Source organism: Streptomyces sp. NRRL B-1140, assembly GCF_001280065.1.
Classification (GTDB): Bacteria; Actinomycetota; Actinomycetes; order Streptomycetales; family Streptomycetaceae; genus Streptomyces.
Genome location: NZ_LGEA01000162.1, coordinates 178,658 through 194,783 on the forward strand (window position 1 = coordinate 178,658; position 16,126 = coordinate 194,783).

The following is a 16,126-nucleotide window of genomic DNA, read 5'->3' on the forward strand; positions in this document are numbered from 1 at the left end:
CCCCCGGCGCCGGGCGAGGACGCGCACCCCACCAAGCCGCATGCACACCGCACCACACCACACCGGAGAGGCTGACACCACACCGTGCACGAAGAACTCATCGCACAGGCCCAGGCGTGGCTCACCGAGGACCCCGACCCGGACACCCGCACCGAGCTCGCCCGCCTCATCGACGCCGAGGACCACACCGAACTCGCCGCCCGCTTCAGCGGCACGCTCCAGTTCGGCACCGCCGGCCTCCGCGGCGAACTCGGCGCCGGCCCCATGCGCATGAACCGCTCGGTCGTCATCCGCGCCGCCGCCGGCCTCGCCGCGTACCTCAAGAAGCAGGGCCACGACAACGGTCTCGTCGTCATCGGCTACGACGCCCGCCACAAGTCCCACGACTTCGCCCAGGACACGGCCGCCGTCATGACCGGCGCGGGCCTGCGCGCGGCCGTCCTCCCCCGGCCCCTCCCGACCCCCGTGCTCGCCTTCGCGATACGGCACCTCGGCGCGGTCGCGGGCGTGGAGGTCACCGCCAGCCACAACCCGCCCCGCGACAACGGCTACAAGGTCTACCTCGGCGACGGCTCCCAGATCGTCCCCCCGGCGGACATCGACATCGCGGCGGAGATCGCCGCCGTCCCGTCCCTCACCACCGTCCGCCGCCCCACCGAAGGCTGGGACACCCTCGACGACAGCGTCCTCGAGGCCTACCTCGCCCGCACGGACGCCGTCCTGGCCGAGGGCTCCCCCCGCACGGCCCGCACGGTGTACACGGCGATGCACGGCGTCGGCAAGGACGTCCTCCTGGCCGCCTTCGCCCGCGCGGGCTTCCCGGATCCGGTCCTCGTCGCGGAGCAGGCCGAGCCCGACCCGGAGTTCCCGACCGTCGCGTTCCCCAACCCGGAGGAACCCGGCGCGATGGACCTGGCCTTCGCCACGGCACGCGCGCTCCCCGCCGGGACCGCCCCGGACCTGATCATCGCCAACGACCCGGACGCGGACCGCTGCGCCGTCGCCGTACTGGACGGCACACAGGACGCAGAGGGCACAGACGGCACGGACGGCCCCGCCTGGCGCATGCTGCGCGGCGACGAGGTCGGTGCCCTGCTCGCCGCCCACCTGGTCCGCCGCGGAGCGACCGGCACCTTCGCGGAGTCGATCGTCTCGTCCTCCCTGCTGGGCCGCATCGCCGAGAAGGCGGGCCTCCCCCACGTGGAGACCCTCACCGGCTTCAAGTGGATCGCCCGCGCCGACGGCCTGCGCTTCGGCTACGAGGAGGCCCTCGGCTACTGCGTGGACCCCGACGGCGTGCGCGACAAGGACGGCATCACCGCCGCGCTGCTGATCACGGAGCTGGCCTCACAGCTCAAGGAGGAGGGCCGCACCCTCCTCGACCTGCTGGACGACCTGGCGGTGGAGCACGGCCTGCACGCGACGGACCAGCTCTCGGTCCGCGTGGAGGACCTCTCCCTCATCGCCGCCGCGATGCGCCGCCTGCGCGAACAGCCCCCGACGGAGCTGGCCGGCCTGCCGATCACCCGTACCGACGACCTCACCCAGGGCACGGCCGGGCTCCCGCCCACGGACGGTCTGCGCTACACCCTGGAGGGCGCCCGGGTGATCGTCCGCCCGAGCGGCACGGAACCGAAGCTGAAGTGCTACCTGGAGGTCGTGATCCCGGTCGGCTCGCACAAGGACCTCCCGGAGGCCCGCGCGACGGCGACGGCGCTGCTGGAGTCGGTCAAGCGCGACCTGTCGGAGGCGGCGGGCATCTGAGGCGGGCCCGGCCCCCCGCCCCCTTCGTCCCCCCGCCGAGGCTCAGGAACTCTTCCGGGCGGCCTCTCGCCGCTGCCGCTTGCCGAGAGGCGCCTGGGAGAGGTCCTCGGCGGTGGACCTCAGGTTCTTGTAGCCGTACCCGCGCTGCTCGAGCCACGCCCGCGCCGACGCCTCGGCCCGCTCGGCGGCCTGAAGGATGTCCTCCTCGGCCTCCCCGGAGTCCAGGAAGCGGAAGGTGAAGGCGGGCCGCACGGCCACGTCGTAGGTGAGGGTCCCCTCGGGGGTGAAGGCCGCGCGCAGCACATCGTGCTCGGCGGCCCGCTCCGACAGCTCGGCCCGCTGCCCGGGGCTCAGCCCGTCGAAGACGCCTCGCACGGTGACACGGAAGGTACGGGTGCTCATGACCCGAACCTAGGCGCGGGGGCCGCGCCGCCTCCACCGCTTTTCGCGGCGGTCAGCCCGTCGCCACCAGGATCAGCACCAGCAGGGCCCCGGCGACCGCCGGAACCAGCACCTCATAGGCCCACCGCACGGTCACCTCGCCCTGTGCCGACTCCGCCCGGTGCCGCGCCTCGTACAGCCCGCGCAGCTCGTCCATGATCCGGTCGGTCTCGGCCCGTACGGGCCCCTGGGAGACGGAGTCCCCGCCGAGGCCATCGCCCAGGCCCGCCCGCATCCCGAGCGCACTGCCGCGGCCCTCGTCCCGGCCCATGGCCCGGCGTGCCTGTGCCGTCGCCCGCATCTCGCGCCGCGCGGCCTTCTTGCGCGCACGCAGCGAGACGGGCACGGCCCACAGCTGGTACTTCGTACCGGACTGGGTGAGGACCTCGTTCGAGTAGGCGGAGCGCAGCGAGGCGACCTGGCCCCAGGGCACGACGACGAGCCGGAAGGGGTTGCGGATCCGCAGCCGGTCGTCCCCGGCGTAGACGGCCGGTCGCAGGGTGAAGGCGACGACGAGCGGCACGAGCAGGAGCAGCACCGCGAGCGCGAGCCACGGCGTGCGCCCCTCCCCGGAGATCACCGCGTCGATGCCGAGCCACCCGGCGATGGCGAGCAGCAGCACGCCACCGGCGATGGCGGGGACCGACCGGTAGACCCGGTCCTTGGATTCCGAGGGCTGCGGCGCCGGCGGCTGGGGTTCGGGGCTCGTCATGTCTCGATTCTGCCGGACCCGTCCGAGGGTCCCTCGTCCGCCCGTGGGCAACCGTCGGATCCGTCCGGGAGAGAACCGGGGACTGTACAGCCGCTACGCGCGTAGATATGCTCGTCTGGTGACCATGCCCAGTTCTGCACTCACCGCAGCTCACCCCCTCAAGGACGTCGCCGCGTCCGACAGCGCGCTGCGCCGCTTCCTCCACGGGCTCCCCGGCGTCGACGCGGTCGGACTCGAGGGCCGCGCCGCCTCCCTCGGCACCCGTTCGATCAAGACGACCGCGAAGGCGTACGCCATCGACCTCGCCATCTCGATGGTCGACCTGACGACGCTGGAAGGCGCGGACACCCCGGGCAAGGTCCGGGCGCTCGGCGCGAAGGCGGTCAAGCCCGACCCGACGGACCGTACGACGCCCGCCACCGCGGCGGTCTGCGTCTACCCCGACATGGTGGCCGTGGCCAAGGAGGCCGTCGCCGGTTCCGGCGTGAAGGTCGCCTCGGTGGCGACGGCGTTCCCGGCCGGACGCGCGGCGCTCGACGTCAAGCTGGCCGACGTGCGCGACGCCGTCGCCGCGGGTGCCGACGAGATCGACATGGTCATCGACCGCGGGGCGTTCCTCGCGGGCCGATACTTGAAGGTGTACGACGAGATCACCGCCGTGAAGGAGGCCTGCGGGACCTCCGCGCGCCTGAAGGTCATCTTCGAGACCGGCGAGCTCTCGACGTACGACAACATCCGCCGTGCGAGCTGGCTCGGCATGCTGGCGGGGGCCGACTTCATCAAGACCTCCACCGGGAAGGTCGCCGTCAACGCGACCCCGGCGAACACGCTGCTCATGCTGGAGGCGGTGCGGGACTTCCGTGCGCAGACCGGCATCCAGGTCGGTGTGAAGCCGGCCGGCGGCATCCGCACCTCCAAGGACGCCGTGAAGTTCCTCGTGCTGGTCAACGAGACGGCGGGCGAGGACTGGCTGGACAACCACTGGTTCCGCTTCGGCGCCTCCTCGCTGCTGAACGACCTGCTGATGCAGCGGCAGAAGCTGGCCACCGGCCGCTACTCCGGTCCCGACTACGTGACGGTGGACTGATCACCATGGGTTCCGCATTCGAATACGCACCGGCTCCCGAGTCCCGCTCGGTCGTCGACATCGCCCCGTCCTACGGCCTCTTCGTCGACGGCGAGTTCGTGGAGGCGGCGGACGGCAAGGTCTTCAAGACGGTCTCCCCGGCGAGCGAGGAGGTCCTCTCCGAGATCGCCCGGGCCGGTTCCGAGGACGTCGACCGCGCGGTGAAGGCGGCACGCAAGGCCTTCGAGAAGTGGTCGGCGCTGCCGGGCTCGGAGCGCGCCAAGTACCTGTTCCGCATCGCGCGGATCATCCAGGAGCGTTCCCGCGAGCTCGCCGTCCTCGAAACCCTCGACAACGGCAAGCCGATCAAGGAGACCCGCGACGCGGACCTCCCCCTGGTCGCGGCGCACTTCTTCTACTACGCCGGCTGGGCCGACAAGCTCGATCACGCGGGCTTCGGCGCGAACCCGAGGCCGCTGGGCGTCGCGGGCCAGGTCATCCCCTGGAACTTCCCCCTGCTGATGCTGGCGTGGAAGATCGCCCCGGCCCTCGCGACCGGCAACACGGTCGTCCTGAAGCCGGCCGAGACCACCCCCCTCTCGGCGCTGTTCTTCGCGGACATCTGCCGCCAGGCGGGTCTGCCCCGGGGCGTCGTCAACATCCTCCCGGGCTACGGCGACGCGGGAGCGGCGCTGATCGCCCACCCGGACGTGAACAAGGTCGCCTTCACCGGCTCCACCGCCGTCGGCAAGGAGATCGCCCGCACGGTCGCCGGGACGCGCAAGAAGGTCACGCTCGAACTGGGCGGCAAGGGCGCCAACATCGTCTTCGACGACGCCCCGATCGACCAGGCCGTCGAGGGCATCGTCAACGGCATCTTCTTCAACCAGGGCCAGGTCTGCTGCGCGGGCAGCCGCCTGCTGGTCCAGGAGTCGATCCAGGAGGAGCTCCTGGAGTCCCTCAAGCGCCGCCTGTCGACGCTGCGCCTCGGTGACCCGCTGGACAAGAACACCGACATCGGCGCGATCAACTCCGAGGAGCAGCTCACCCGGATCACCTCGCTCGTCGAGCAGGGTGAGGCGGAGGGCGCCGAGCGCTGGTCGCCGGCGTGCGAACTGCCGGAGAGCGGCTACTGGTTCGCCCCGACGCTGTTCACGAACGTCACCCAGGCGCACCGGATCGCCCGCGACGAGATCTTCGGCCCGGTGCTGTCGGTGCTGACCTTCCGCACTCCGGACGAGGCGGTCGCCAAGGCCAACAACACGCCGTACGGCCTGTCCGCCGGCATCTGGACGGAGAAGGGCTCGCGCATCCTGGCGGTCGCGAACAAGCTCCGTGCGGGGGTCGTCTGGTCCAACACGTTCAACAAGTTCGACCCGACGTCGCCGTTCGGCGGTTACAAGGAGTCGGGCTTCGGCCGCGAGGGCGGCCGCCACGGCCTGGAGGCGTACCTCGATGTCTGATGCACGACTGTCGGTGTTCAAGACCTACAAGCTGTACGTGGGCGGGAAGTTCCCGCGTTCCGAGAGCGGCCGGGTGTACGAGGTGAGCGACGCGAAGGGCAAGTGGCTGGCGAACGCGCCTCTGTCGTCCCGCAAGGACGCCCGTGACGCGGTGGTCGCAGCGCGCAAGGCGTTCGGCGGCTGGTCGGGCGCCACGGCGTACAACCGCGGCCAGGTCCTCTACCGCGTCGCGGAGATGCTGGAGGGCCGCCGCGACCAGTTCGTGCGCGAGGTGGCCGACGCGGAGGGGCTGTCGAAGTCCAAGGCGGCGGCGGTCGTGGACGCGACGATCGACCGCTGGGTCTGGTACGCGGGCTGGACCGACAAGATCGCCCAGGTGGTCGGCGGCGGCAACCCGGTCGCGGGCCCCTTCTTCAACCTGTCCTCCCCCGAACCGACCGGCGTGGTCGCCGTCCTGGCGCCGCAGGAGTCGTCGTTCCTGGGCCTGGTGTCGGTGCTCGCCCCGGTGATCGCGACGGGCAACACGGCGGTCGTGGTGGCGAGCGAGAAGTCCCCGCTGCCCGCCCTGTCCCTGGCCGAGGTCCTGGCCACCTCGGACGTCCCCGGGGGCGTGGTCAACGTCCTGTCGGGCCGTACGGCCGAGATCGCGGCCCCGCTGGCGGCCCACCAGGACGTCAACGCGATCGACCTCGCGGGTGCCGACGAGGTGCTGGCGAAGGAACTGGAGATCGCGGCGGCCGACAATCTCAAGCGGGTTCTCCGTCCACAGCCTGTGGATTACGCGGAGACTCCCGGCATCGACCGCATGACGGCGTTCCTGGAGACCAAAACGGTCTGGCACCCCACGGGGTCACTGGGCGCGTCGGGTTCCTCGTACTAGCCCGCCCCCCGGTACGGAAGCCCCGGCCCTCCTCCGTCCAGGAGGCCCGGGGCTTCTCCGCGTCCGCTGCGCCTCAGATCCCGAGCCGCTGCCCGATGCCGTCGAGGACGCAGTCGAGGCCGAAGGCGAATTCCCAGGCCCGGTCGTCCTTGCGGGTCGCGCCGAGGGCGTACTGCTCGAAGGCCGGGTAGCGGCCGGTGCTCATCAGGTAGCGCATCTGCGGGGCGAGGGCCTCGCGGGTCTCGTCGCCGCCGGCCCAGCCGTTGCGTTCCTGGTAGTCCCGCAGGGCGATCTCGGTCTGGGCCGCGCCGTGGACGAAGGAGGCGACGGCCCGGAAGGCGGCCATGACCGAGTCGGCGTCCAGGCCGAAGCCGGCGAGCGCGGCCAGTTGCCGCTCCGCCACGGCCAGCCGTGACGGCGTGAGCATGACCAGGGGCATCGGCATGACCGCCATCCACGGATGGGCGAGCATGAGCTCCCGGGTCTGCAGGGCGTAGGCCCGCAGCACCTCCCGCCAGTCCGTCACGCTCTCCGGAACGGACAGCTCGCGAAAGACCCGGTCGATCATGAGCACCCAGAGGTCGTCCTTGCCGTCGACGTGCCGGTAGGCCGCCATGGGGGCGACGCCGAGCCGGGTGGCGAGGCGGCGCATGGTGACGGCGCCGCCGCCCTCCTCGTCGGCGATCTCGACCGCGGCGGCGGCGATCCGCTCCAGGGTCAGTGAGGCGCGCGGGAGTGGGGCCGAGCGCTCCATGCGCTCCCAGAGAGAGGGCTCGCCGGTCCCGCTCTCCTCGTCCTCCTTCTTCGCGTTCCGCGGGTTCTTCGCGACCGTCATGCTCCGCTCCTCCCGGCCGTCCTGTCGCGTACACCGTATCTGCAGTAGACGCCGTACACATCGATGTGTACGTTGTACGCAACGAGATACGCCGTACACATCCAGGGGGATCCATGCCCGACCGCATCGAACCGCTCCGCATCGAACCGCTCCGCGTCGCCGTCCTCGTCGGCTCGACCCGCGAGGGGCGCTTGGCACCCGTGGTGACGAAGTGGCTGACCGGCCACATCGAGCAACGCGACGACCTGACGGCCGACGTCGTGGACCTCGCCGAGACGCCGCTGCCGACCGTGTTCCCGGCCTTCGGCCGGCAGCCGCCGCCCGGCTCCCGCGAGCAACTGGCCCTCGTCTCACCGCGTCTCGGCGCCGCCGACGCCTTCGTGCTCGTCACGCCCGAGTACAACCACAGCTTCCCGGCGTCCCTGAAGAACGCGATCGACTGGCACGGCGAGGAATGGCACGGCAAGCCGGTCGGCTTCGTCTCCTACGGCGGCCTGTCCGGCGGCCTGCGCGCGGTGGAACACCTGCGGGTCGTCATGGCCGAGGTGAACGCCACGACCATCCGCAACACCGTCAGCTTCCACGACGTGTGGAGCCGCTTCGACGAGGACGGCGCCTGCAAGGACCCCGCCGCCGACACCGCCGCGAAGGCCCTGCTCGACCAACTCGCCTGGTGGGGCCACGCCCTGCGCGAGGCCAAGTCCGTCCGGCGCTACGTCGCCTGACCACCGATCACGAAAGAGGGGGAATCATGGACACACGCGCGGCGGAGACCGCCCCGGAAGGGGCCGCCGGGCCGGCTGCCCCGCCTTCCCGGCTCGTCATCCTCGGGCTGCTGCTCGGCATCGTGCTCGCCACGCTCGACGGAACAGTCGTCGGCACCGCACTGCCCACCATCGTCGGCGACCTCGGCGGCCTCGACCACCTCTCCTGGGTGCTCACCGCCTACCTGCTGACCACGGCCGTCTCCACCCCGATCTGGGGCAAGATCGGCGACCTCTACGGCCACAAGGGCAGCTACCTCACGTCCATCACCGTGTTCCTGGCCGGCTCGGTGCTGTGCGGACTCGCCCAGGACATGGGCTGGTTGATCGCCTTCCGGGCCCTGCAGGGAATCGGCGCGGGCGGCCTGTTCGTCGGGGCCCTCTCCCTCATCGGCACGCTGCTCACCCCGGCCGAGGCGGGGCGCGCCCAGTCGCTGATCGGAGTGCTGCTGCCGGCCGCGATGATCGGCGGCCCCCTGGCCGGCGGCTTCCTCACGGACCACCTGGACTGGCGCTGGGTGTTCTACGTCAACGTCCCGGTCGGCGCCGTCGCGCTGATCCTCATCGGCCACGGAGTGCGGCTGCGCACGACCCGCGTGAAGGCGCCCATCGACCTGGCGGGGGCAGGACTGCTCACCGGCGCGGTCCTCGCCCTGACGCTGCTGGCGAGCTGGGCCGGCACGACGTACGCCTGGACGTCACCGCAGATCATCGGGCTCGCCCTGCTCTGTGCGGTGGCGCTGGCCGCCTTCGTGCGGGTCGAACGGCGCGCCCCGGAGCCGGTGGTCCCACCCAGGCTGTTCCAGGACCGGAACTTCACGGTCGCGCAGGTCCTCAGCTTCGTCACGGGCGCGGCCATGCTCGCGGCGGCCGGCTATCTGCCCCAGTACCTGCAGTTCGTGCGGGGCATGTCGTCCACCGGGAGCGGACTGCTGCTGCTCCCGCTGATGCTGGGCATGATCGGCGCTCAGCTCGTCATCGGCCGGCGGATCGCCGGCGGCGGGCGCTACCGCGCCTATCCGATCGCGGGCGGCGCACTGGCCACCGCGGGGGCACTGTCGCTGCTGGCGCTCGGCACGGACACGACGGTGCCCCTCGCCTCCGGTCTGACGCTGGCGCTCGGCGTGGGCATCGGCTGTCTGATGCAGCCGGCGATGCTCATCACGATGAACAGCGCCGAGCCCCGCGACATGGGCGCGGCCAGCGGCACCCAGACACTGCTGCGCACCATCGGCGGCTCCCTGGGCGTCGCCGTCCTCGGATCCGTCTACACCGGCCGGCTCACGGCCGCGGTGACGGACCGGCTCGGTGCCGAGGGCGGGCGGCTCACCGAAGGGGAGTTGACCCCCGGACTGTTGCGGGACCTGCCGGAACCGGTCCAGGACGCGTTCCGGACCGGCGTGGTGGACGGCCTGCACGGTGTCGCGCTCGGCACGGCCGCGCTGTGCGCCATGGCCTTCGCGGTGGCGTGGCTGGTCCGGGAGGTCCCGCTGCGAGGGCGATGAGTCACCGCGAGCGCGGCCCGTTCAGACGCTCGACCACCGGCATGCCCCCGACCGACGGGGCCTGAGCCACCGGCCCCGTCACCTCCCGGGACGACATCGGCTCGAAGTCGGCGACCTGGGTGCCGACGCTGTTGTCGAGCGGGTCGGATCCCGTGCCGGCGAGAGGGTTGGGCTTGAGGCCCGTGACGGCGCCGGTGGTGTGGGAGAGGGTGCCGCCCGCCGCATCGAGGCCGGCCCGGGGGTCGGTCTTCCCCGCAGAGGTGTGGACCATGTCCAGCACCGAGCCGGTGCCCGCCGCGGCCTCCGCCGCACCCACTCCCAGCGCCATGCCGGCGGTCGCGAGGACGGCCAGGGCACGCTGGGCGGTCGGCTTCATGGGGGAGTCGTGTCGGGCCATCACTGCCACCTTCTGACGCTTCGGGTAATCAGAACGACACGAAGGGTAGTTGAGATGTGACACACGCATCAAAGCCGACCCGCGGGGGTCGTACGGCCCGGTCGATGCCTCACACTGGTGTCCCGTGAGTTCTCCTCTGCCCATACCGACGCGAGTCGTGCTGCTCTGCGGCCCTTCCGGCTCCGGCAAGTCCCTTCTCGCGGCCCGCTCCGGCCTCCCGGTGCTGCGGCTCGACGACTTCTACAAGGAGGGCGACGACCCGACACTGCCGCTGGTGGCGGGGAGCTCCGACATCGACTGGGACCACCCGGACTCCTGGGACGCGGACACGGCCATCGCCGCGATCACCGAGCTGTGCCGCACGGGCCGTACGGAGGTTCCCGTCTACGACCTCTCGCTCAGTGCCCGTACGGGTGGCGAGACGGTCGACATCGGACGGACCCCGCTGTTCATCGCGGAGGGCGTCTTCGCCGCGGAGATCGTCACGCGCTGCCGTGAACTCGGCGTCCTCGCCGACGCGCTGTGCCTGAGCCGGGGCCCGGTGAAGACGTTCCGCCGCCGCTTCCTGCGTGATGTGAGGGAGGGCCGCAAGTCGGTGCCGTTCCTGCTGCGCCGCGGCTGGCGGCTGATGCGCCAGGAGCGCACGATCGTCTCCCGTCAAACGGCGCTGGGCGCGTACGCCTGCGACCGCGACGAGGCGATGGGACGGCTGGCGGCCGCTGCGGCAGGCCGGCCCGAGAGTCTCCGTACGGCGGCCTGAACGGCGGTCGGCCGTGCTGCCCCGGGACGGCCGGGGCACGAAGAAGAGGCACGCCCACGACGCACACGGAAGACGCGGCACAAAGAAAGCGGGACTGGACGGACCCCCCGGCCCTCCAGTCCCGCTTCCGTACTCCCCCGTTGTCCTCCCCCGAGTCCCACTCTCCTGCGAAGACACCCCCCAGCGTCCGTGCAGTTCCCCCGTGGGCCCCCTTGTGGTGCTCCCCCCCGACCTTCAGGCGACGAGCTCGCCGAAGGCGTCCTCCTCGTCACGGCCGAAGCTGAGGACCTCGTCCTCGCGCAGCCGGCGGAGCGACCGCCAGATGCTGGACTTCACCGTGCCGACACTGATGTCGAGGATCTCCGCGATCTCCGGGTCCGTGCGGCCCTCGTAGTAGCGCAGGACCAGCATGGTGCGCTGGAGTTCGGGCAGCCGGGCCAGCGCCTGCCACAGGACCGCGCGCAGTTCGGTGCCGCGCATCGCGTCCGTGTCGCCGGGCGTCTCCGGCAGTTCCTCGGTCGGGTATTCGTTGAGCTTGCGGCGCCGCCAGGCGCTGATGTGCAGGTTGGTCATGGTGCGGCGGAGGTATCCGCCGACCGCCGCCTTGTCACTGATCCGGTCCCACGCCCGGTAGGTCGAGAACAGCGCGCTCTGCAGCAGGTCCTCGGCCTCGAAGCGGTCGCCGGTCAGGTGGTAGGCGGTCGCGTACAGGGAGGCGCGGCGCTCTTGGACGTAGGCGGTGAACTCCGCCTCCGCCATCGAGCGTCGCTCCCCCGAGCCCTCCCCGTACGCGGCTCCCCCGTGAGCCTCCCCCGTCCCCTTGTTCTCCCCCGTGTGCGCGTCAACCACCGTCATGAACCCGATGTGCTGACGCCCGGTACCGTGAGCGCACCCCCGCGTGCTCACGACACCGGACTTCTCGGAACCCCGGTGCACGTCGTGCAGACGCGTGACAACTGCGCTGGTGCTGATGCCGTGCAGCGTGTTCATCTCGCGCCCCCCGTCGTGGACTTCCGATGTGCGGCCCGCCTTTCGGGGCGGGCTTCCTTGCCTGTGCCGAAAAGCTTGCCGCCGCACTTTCATCGCCGTGTCCGCCGACTGTCACAGACCTGTCACAGGGGTCGGCCGCGGGCGGGCCACGGGCCGTGCACACGCGTCGGCGGGACCGGCCCGCATTGACCGGGCCCCAGCGGTCGTACCCCGGCCCCTCCATACGCCAGAATGAGCGCGTGCCTTCCCTGTTGCTGATCGAGGACGACGACGCGATCCGGACGGCCCTGGAGCTCTCACTGACGCGCCAGGGCCACCGGGTGGCGACCGCTGCCAGCGGTGAGGACGGTCTGAAGCTGCTCCGCGAGCAGCGGCCGGATCTGATCGTGCTGGATGTGATGCTGCCCGGCATCGACGGGTTCGAGGTGTGCCGGCGCATCCGGCGCACGGACCAGTTGCCGATCATCCTGCTGACCGCGCGCAGCGACGACATCGACGTGGTGGTCGGGCTGGAGTCCGGCGCCGACGACTATGTCGTCAAACCGGTGCAGGGGCGGGTGCTCGACGCCCGGATCCGGGCCGTGCTGCGGCGCGGCGAGCGGGAGTCGAACGACGCGGCGAGCTTCGGCAGCCTCGTCATCGACCGGTCGGCCATGACCGTGACGAAGAACGGCGAGGACCTCCAGCTCACGCCGACCGAGCTGCGGCTGCTGCTGGAGCTGAGCCGGCGGCCCGGCCAGGCGCTGTCCCGGCAGCAGCTGCTGCGGCTGGTGTGGGAGCACGACTACCTGGGCGACTCGCGTCTCGTGGACGCGTGTGTCCAGCGGCTGCGTGCCAAGGTCGAGGACGTGCCGTCGTCCCCGACGCTGATCCGTACCGTGCGGGGTGTCGGCTACCGGCTGGACGCGCCTCAGTGACACAGGCGCACCAAGGGGGGGCCCGGGGCTGGACCGGGACGCGCAAGGGAGTTCTGTCGGGGCTGCGCTTCACCAGCCTGCGGCTGCGGCTGGTCGTCGTCTTCGGACTGGTGGCGCTGACGGCCGCCGTGTCCGCGTCCGCCATCGCGTACTGGCTCAACCGCGAGGCCGTGCTCACCCGCACCCAGGACGCCGTGCTGCGCGACTTCGAGCAGGAGATGCAGAACCGGGCGGGCGCGTTGCCCGAGCGTCCCACGCAGGACGAGCTGCAGCACACCGCGGGCCAGATGGCGGGCAGCGACCAGCGCTTCAGCGTGCTGCTGGTCGGCCGCGACGCCGAGGGCAGGACCGTCTACGGCAGCTCCGGCGGGCTGAACGGCTTCTCGCTGCAGGACGTGCCGAAGTCGCTGCGCACCGCGGTGAACAAGACGCAGAAGGTCGACGGGGCCGCCAAGCACCCGTACCACCTGTACTGGCAGCGGATAGTCGACCACGACACCCCGTACCTGGTGGCCGGTACGCGGGTGATCGGCGGCGGTCCGACCGGGTACATGCTCAAGTCGCTGGAGCCGGAGGCCAAGGACCTCAACTCGCTGGCCTGGTCGCTGGGCATCGCCACGGGGCTGGCGCTGATCGGTTCGGCGCTGCTGGCGCAGGCCGCGGCGACGACCGTGCTGAAGCCGGTGCAGCGGCTCGGGACGGCCGCGCGGCGGCTCGGCGAGGGCAAGCTGGACACCCGGCTGCGGGTGTCGGGGACCGACGAACTCGCCGATCTGTCGCGGACGTTCAACAACGCGGCCGAGGCGCTGGAGAAGCGGGTGGCCGAGATGGCCGCGCGCGACGAGGCGTCCCGGCGGTTCGTGGCCGACATGAGCCATGAGCTGCGCACGCCGCTCACCGCGATCACCGCCGTGACGGAGGTGCTCGAGGAGGAGCTGGAGGCGGAGACCGGCAGCATGGACCCGATGATCGAGCCCGCCGTCCGGCTGGTGGTCAGCGAGACGCGGCGGCTGAACTCCCTGGTCGAGAACCTCATGGAGGTCACCCGCTTCGACGCGGGCACCGCCCGGCTCGTCCTGGACGACGTCGACATCGCCGACCAGATCACCGCCTGCATCGACGCCCGGGCCTGGCTGGACGCGGTCGAACTGGACGCCGAGCGCGGCCTGCACGCCCGGCTGGATCCGCGTCGCCTGGACGTCATCCTGGCCAACCTCATCGGCAACGCGCTCAAGCACGGCGGCTCCCCGGTGCGGGTGTCCGTGCGGGAGGCGGACGAGTCGATCGTCATCGAGGTGCAGGACCACGGGCCCGGCATTCCGGAGGACGTCCTGCCGCACGTCTTCGACCGCTTCTACAAGGCCAGCGCCTCCAGGCCGCGCTCCGAGGGCAGTGGCCTCGGGCTGTCCATCGCGCTGGAGAACGCCCACATCCACGGCGGCGAGATCACCGCGGCCAACTCGCCCGACTCGGGCGCGGTGTTCACCCTGCGGCTGCCGCGCGGCACCTCCCCCGAGGAGGAGCAGCCGGCCGAGGACGAGCCGGGGCAGGAGAGCGGCACCGACCGGCCGCAGGGCGAGGACCCGAAGGGGGACGCATGACGACCACGCGTCTGGCGACGGCCTCCCGGCTGCTCGCCCTTCCGGCGCTCGCCGTGCTGCTGGCCGGCTGCGGGATCCGGGCCACGGAGGTGCCGACGAACTTCGGCCCCGCGCCCTCGCGGGTGCAGTGCTCCCTCTCCGAGCCGGACGTCTCCACCCAGGCGGCCCGGGGGCTGCCGGTGCAGGTGTTCCTGCTGTGCGGGTCCTCGCTGGTGACCGTCGACCGGGCCGTGCGGGTGCCGGACGGCGCGGCCGACTCCGAGCGGCGCATGCTCGTCGCGCAGGGCCTGCTGGACCAGCTCGCCACCCCGCCGTCGACCGCCGAGAAGGAAGCCGGCTACAGCACGGACGTCCGCGGCGGCATCACGGTCGGCCGGCCGCACCCCGGCGACCCGGAGGACACGCTGCGGCTGAGCACGGCACCGGCCGGCCTCACCTCGTACGCCCTCGCACAGATCGTGTGCACCTTCTCCGACTCGGCCGCTGCCGAGGGCGACGGCTCGGTGGTCCTGGGCGGTCCCGGCACCGAGAACCCACGCCGCTACGAGTGCACCGACGAGGTGCGGGCCCGGCCGGGCAGCACGGAACCGCCGTCGAAGGACGTGGCCGGGGAGTGATCCGCCGGGGTTGTGGCGTATGCCTCACAGGGCCGGCGGGGCCCCTCCCGGAACCGAAGGTGCCGGAGGCGGCGTCTTGGGGGTCGTGCAGCGTCAAGGCTCCATCGGCGGCAGCGCCGCGTTCCGCATCCGTGTGACAGGAGGTGTCCTCCTCGTCGCACACCTGGCGTTCGTCGCCTGGCTCACACTGCGGCCGCTGGACGTTCCCTGGGTGATGCCCGCCAATCTCCGGCCGTTCGCCGGCATCCGGGCCGATCTGGCCCTGGGCTGGCCCGAGGCGGCCCGCCGGATCGGGGAGGGTCTGGCCCTGCTCGCCCCGCTGGGTGTCCTCCTGCCGCTGGCCGGCGGCAGGCTGGCCGTCTCGCCGCTGGCGTCGCTGCTGCGCACCGTCGCGGCCGGGGCGCTGCTCTCCTGGGGCATCGAACTGCTGCAGACCGGCGTGCCCGGTCAGGTCGTCGACGTCGACTCGCTGTTCCTGAACACCGTGGGCGTGGCCCTCGTGCACCTCGCGCTGGTCCCGGCGGGCCGCTCCTGGCTGCGCCGCCGCGTCACCGCCCGGCCGCAGCGCACGCCCCTCCCTCCGGAGGAGCCGGCTCAGGGTCGGACCCCGACGATTCCCAGGGTCGGGATCGCCCCGTGGAGCGACGCTTTGCCCCCTTCGTCTCCGTAGCGTGGAGGGCAGATGGGGTACTCGGACGAGAGGCCTCACGCACCGACGCTGAAGGAGTCGCACATGTCCCGCCTCGCCCGCCCCACCCACGGCCGCATGATCGGCGGAGTGTGCGCCGCACTGGCACGGCGCTTCGGCACCTCCGCGACGACGATGCGGGTGATCTTCCTGATCTCGTGCCTGCTGCCCGGCCCGCAGTTCCTGCTGTACATCGCGCTGTGGATCCTGCTGCCCGCGGAGGACAAGACGCACGGTAAGGCCCAGACCGCCTGGTAACGCCACCGGACGGAGAACGCCGATGGGGCGCACCCCGCGCGGGGTGCGCCCCATCGGCGTGTGGGTCCGCCTCGACGGGAAGGGTCAGACGGCCGGCAGGCCGTTCACCGGCAGGCCCTTCGTCGGGAGCCCGCCGAGCAGCTTGGCGGCCGGGCCGGCCGGGCCCTGGGCGAGCAGCTGCCCGGCGACCGGCTGTGCGGCGGCGAGACCGGTGCCGGCCAGGGTCTGCCCCTGCCCCAGCACCTCACCCGCGCCCCCGGGCAGCGCCGGGGAGAGCTGCTCCGCCGGGGCCGCCGCGGTGACGGTCTCCAGCGTCCGCGCGGGGTCCGGGAGAGCCGGGGCGGCGTCGGCGGCGCCCGCGCCGGCGGCGGCGAAGGCGGCACCGAGAGCGGCGACACCGAGGGTCTTGGCAGCAGACTGCTTCATGAGAATGAGTCCTCGTAACGGGATGACGGGTGTGAGCGGTTC

The 16,126-nt window shown here is 72.1% G+C and carries 18 protein-coding genes; 12 read left to right on the forward strand and 6 right to left on the reverse strand.

The window, feature by feature from the left end; all coding sequences use genetic code 11:
• The first annotated feature begins 84 nt into the window (after positions 1–84).
• Positions 85–1,764, forward strand: a complete 1,680-nt coding sequence (locus tag ADK65_RS35280; protein WP_053675497.1) for a phospho-sugar mutase — start codon at positions 85–87, stop codon at positions 1,762–1,764.
• A gap of 42 nt (positions 1,765–1,806) precedes the next feature.
• Here ADK65_RS35280 and ADK65_RS35285 read toward each other — a convergent pair whose 3' ends face one another.
• A complete protein-coding gene (locus ADK65_RS35285) occupies positions 1,807–2,166 on the reverse strand; it encodes a DUF6204 family protein (protein WP_053675499.1) in 360 nt (119 codons plus the stop codon).
• 52 nt (positions 2,167–2,218) lie between these two features.
• The gene (locus ADK65_RS35290; RefSeq protein ID WP_053675501.1) at positions 2,219–2,917 is read right to left on the reverse strand and encodes a PH domain-containing protein; all 699 of its coding nucleotides are present in this window, start codon (positions 2,915–2,917) and stop codon (positions 2,219–2,221) included.
• Positions 2,918–3,041: 124 nt separating this feature from the next.
• On the opposite strand from ADK65_RS35290, the gene deoC reads away from it, so the two are divergent.
• The 3 genes from deoC to ADK65_RS35305 are packed head-to-tail and all read left to right on the forward strand — an operon-like array spanning position 3,042 to position 6,326.
• Positions 3,042–4,004: a deoxyribose-phosphate aldolase gene (deoC, locus tag ADK65_RS35295; RefSeq protein WP_053675502.1), complete on the forward strand. Its 963-nt coding sequence runs from the start codon at positions 3,042–3,044 to the stop codon at positions 4,002–4,004.
• Between the two features lie 5 nt (positions 4,005–4,009).
• A complete protein-coding gene (locus tag ADK65_RS35300) occupies positions 4,010–5,446 on the forward strand; it encodes an aldehyde dehydrogenase family protein (RefSeq protein WP_053675504.1) in 1,437 nt (478 codons plus the stop codon).
• Entirely contained in the window at positions 5,439–6,326 is an 888-nt protein-coding gene (locus ADK65_RS35305) for an aldehyde dehydrogenase family protein (protein WP_053675506.1), read from the forward strand. Before ADK65_RS35300 ends, ADK65_RS35305 begins: the two co-directional genes overlap by 8 nt.
• A gap of 73 nt (positions 6,327–6,399) precedes the next feature.
• On the opposite strand, the gene ADK65_RS35310 is transcribed toward ADK65_RS35305, so the two are convergent.
• Positions 6,400–7,161 carry a TetR/AcrR family transcriptional regulator gene (locus ADK65_RS35310; protein ID WP_053675508.1) on the reverse strand — a complete coding sequence of 254 codons (762 nt, stop codon included), beginning with the start codon at positions 7,159–7,161 and terminating at the stop codon, positions 6,400–6,402.
• Positions 7,162–7,274: 113 nt separating this feature from the next.
• Here ADK65_RS35310 and ADK65_RS35315 point away from each other — a divergent pair, with 113 nt between their 5' ends.
• Both ADK65_RS35315 and ADK65_RS35320 read left to right on the forward strand, forming a co-directional pair.
• Positions 7,275–7,886, forward strand: coding sequence for an NADPH-dependent FMN reductase (locus ADK65_RS35315; protein ID WP_053675510.1), 612 nt, complete (start codon positions 7,275–7,277; stop codon positions 7,884–7,886).
• A 26-nt stretch (positions 7,887–7,912) separates the two neighbouring features.
• Positions 7,913–9,430 (forward strand): MDR family MFS transporter, encoded by a 1,518-nt coding sequence (locus tag ADK65_RS35320; RefSeq protein ID WP_199825758.1) that lies wholly within the window; start codon positions 7,913–7,915, stop codon positions 9,428–9,430.
• 1 nt (position 9,431) lies between these two features.
• Here the strand turns inward: ADK65_RS35320 and ADK65_RS35325 are convergent, their stop codons facing one another.
• Complete coding sequence (locus tag ADK65_RS35325; protein ID WP_053675515.1) at positions 9,432–9,827, reverse strand: hypothetical protein; 396 nt, start codon at positions 9,825–9,827, stop codon at positions 9,432–9,434.
• 124 nt (positions 9,828–9,951) lie between these two features.
• On the opposite strand from ADK65_RS35325, the gene ADK65_RS35330 reads away from it, so the two are divergent.
• The gene (locus ADK65_RS35330) at positions 9,952–10,587 is read left to right on the forward strand and encodes a uridine kinase family protein (RefSeq protein WP_078956304.1); all 636 of its coding nucleotides are present in this window, start codon (positions 9,952–9,954) and stop codon (positions 10,585–10,587) included.
• Between the two features lie 234 nt (positions 10,588–10,821).
• Here ADK65_RS35330 and ADK65_RS35335 read toward each other — a convergent pair whose 3' ends face one another.
• Positions 10,822–11,577, reverse strand: a complete 756-nt coding sequence (locus ADK65_RS35335; protein WP_053675518.1) for a SigE family RNA polymerase sigma factor — start codon at positions 11,575–11,577, stop codon at positions 10,822–10,824.
• Positions 11,578–11,816: 239 nt separating this feature from the next.
• On the opposite strand from ADK65_RS35335, the gene afsQ1 reads away from it, so the two are divergent.
• The 5 genes from afsQ1 (at position 11,817) to ADK65_RS35360 (ending at position 15,658) form a co-directional block, all read left to right on the forward strand.
• The gene (afsQ1, locus tag ADK65_RS35340; protein ID WP_053675520.1) at positions 11,817–12,494 is read left to right on the forward strand and encodes a two-component system response regulator AfsQ1; all 678 of its coding nucleotides are present in this window, start codon (positions 11,817–11,819) and stop codon (positions 12,492–12,494) included.
• Positions 12,491–14,095 carry a sensor histidine kinase gene (locus ADK65_RS35345; RefSeq protein WP_053675522.1) on the forward strand — a complete coding sequence of 535 codons (1,605 nt, stop codon included), beginning with the start codon at positions 12,491–12,493 and terminating at the stop codon, positions 14,093–14,095. The genes afsQ1 and ADK65_RS35345 overlap by 4 nt, the downstream gene beginning before the upstream one ends.
• Complete coding sequence (locus tag ADK65_RS35350) at positions 14,092–14,712, forward strand: hypothetical protein (protein WP_053675524.1); 621 nt, start codon at positions 14,092–14,094, stop codon at positions 14,710–14,712. The genes ADK65_RS35345 and ADK65_RS35350 overlap by 4 nt, the downstream gene beginning before the upstream one ends.
• Before the next feature lie 85 nt (positions 14,713–14,797).
• On the forward strand, positions 14,798–15,382 hold the full coding sequence (locus ADK65_RS35355; RefSeq protein WP_053675612.1) for a VanZ family protein: 585 nt from the start codon (positions 14,798–14,800) through the stop codon (positions 15,380–15,382).
• A 63-nt stretch (positions 15,383–15,445) separates the two neighbouring features.
• Positions 15,446–15,658, forward strand: a complete 213-nt coding sequence (locus ADK65_RS35360) for a PspC domain-containing protein (protein WP_053675614.1) — start codon at positions 15,446–15,448, stop codon at positions 15,656–15,658.
• A gap of 84 nt (positions 15,659–15,742) precedes the next feature.
• Here the strand turns inward: ADK65_RS35360 and ADK65_RS35365 are convergent, their stop codons facing one another.
• Positions 15,743–16,084 (reverse strand): hypothetical protein, encoded by a 342-nt coding sequence (locus ADK65_RS35365; RefSeq protein ID WP_053675526.1) that lies wholly within the window; start codon positions 16,082–16,084, stop codon positions 15,743–15,745.
• Positions 16,085–16,126 lie beyond the last annotated feature (42 nt).

What these genes read in the sequence shown, in the direction of transcription:
- ADK65_RS35285 (WP_053675499.1), bottom strand. Translation starts at nt 2,166, where the DNA reads ATGAGCACCCGTACCTTCCGTGTCACCGTGCGAGGCGTCTTCGACGGG.
- ADK65_RS35290 (WP_053675501.1), bottom strand. Translation starts at nt 2,917, where the DNA reads ATGACGAGCCCCGAACCCCAGCCGCCGGCGCCGCAGCCCTCGGAATCC.
- deoC (WP_053675502.1), top strand. Translation starts at nt 3,042, where the DNA reads ATGCCCAGTTCTGCACTCACCGCAGCTCACCCCCTCAAGGACGTCGCC.
- ADK65_RS35300 (WP_053675504.1), top strand. Translation starts at nt 4,010, where the DNA reads ATGGGTTCCGCATTCGAATACGCACCGGCTCCCGAGTCCCGCTCGGTC.
- ADK65_RS35305 (WP_053675506.1), top strand. Translation starts at nt 5,439, where the DNA reads ATGTCTGATGCACGACTGTCGGTGTTCAAGACCTACAAGCTGTACGTG.
- ADK65_RS35310 (WP_053675508.1), bottom strand. Translation starts at nt 7,161, where the DNA reads ATGACGGTCGCGAAGAACCCGCGGAACGCGAAGAAGGAGGACGAGGAG.
- ADK65_RS35315 (WP_053675510.1), top strand. Translation starts at nt 7,275, where the DNA reads ATGCCCGACCGCATCGAACCGCTCCGCATCGAACCGCTCCGCGTCGCC.
- ADK65_RS35320 (WP_199825758.1), top strand. Translation starts at nt 7,913, where the DNA reads ATGGACACACGCGCGGCGGAGACCGCCCCGGAAGGGGCCGCCGGGCCG.
- ADK65_RS35325 (WP_053675515.1), bottom strand. Translation starts at nt 9,827, where the DNA reads ATGGCCCGACACGACTCCCCCATGAAGCCGACCGCCCAGCGTGCCCTG.
- ADK65_RS35335 (WP_053675518.1), bottom strand. Translation starts at nt 11,577, where the DNA reads ATGAACACGCTGCACGGCATCAGCACCAGCGCAGTTGTCACGCGTCTG.
- ADK65_RS35350 (WP_053675524.1), top strand. Translation starts at nt 14,092, where the DNA reads ATGACGACCACGCGTCTGGCGACGGCCTCCCGGCTGCTCGCCCTTCCG.
- ADK65_RS35360 (WP_053675614.1), top strand. Translation starts at nt 15,446, where the DNA reads ATGTCCCGCCTCGCCCGCCCCACCCACGGCCGCATGATCGGCGGAGTG.
- ADK65_RS35365 (WP_053675526.1), bottom strand. Translation starts at nt 16,084, where the DNA reads ATGAAGCAGTCTGCTGCCAAGACCCTCGGTGTCGCCGCTCTCGGTGCC.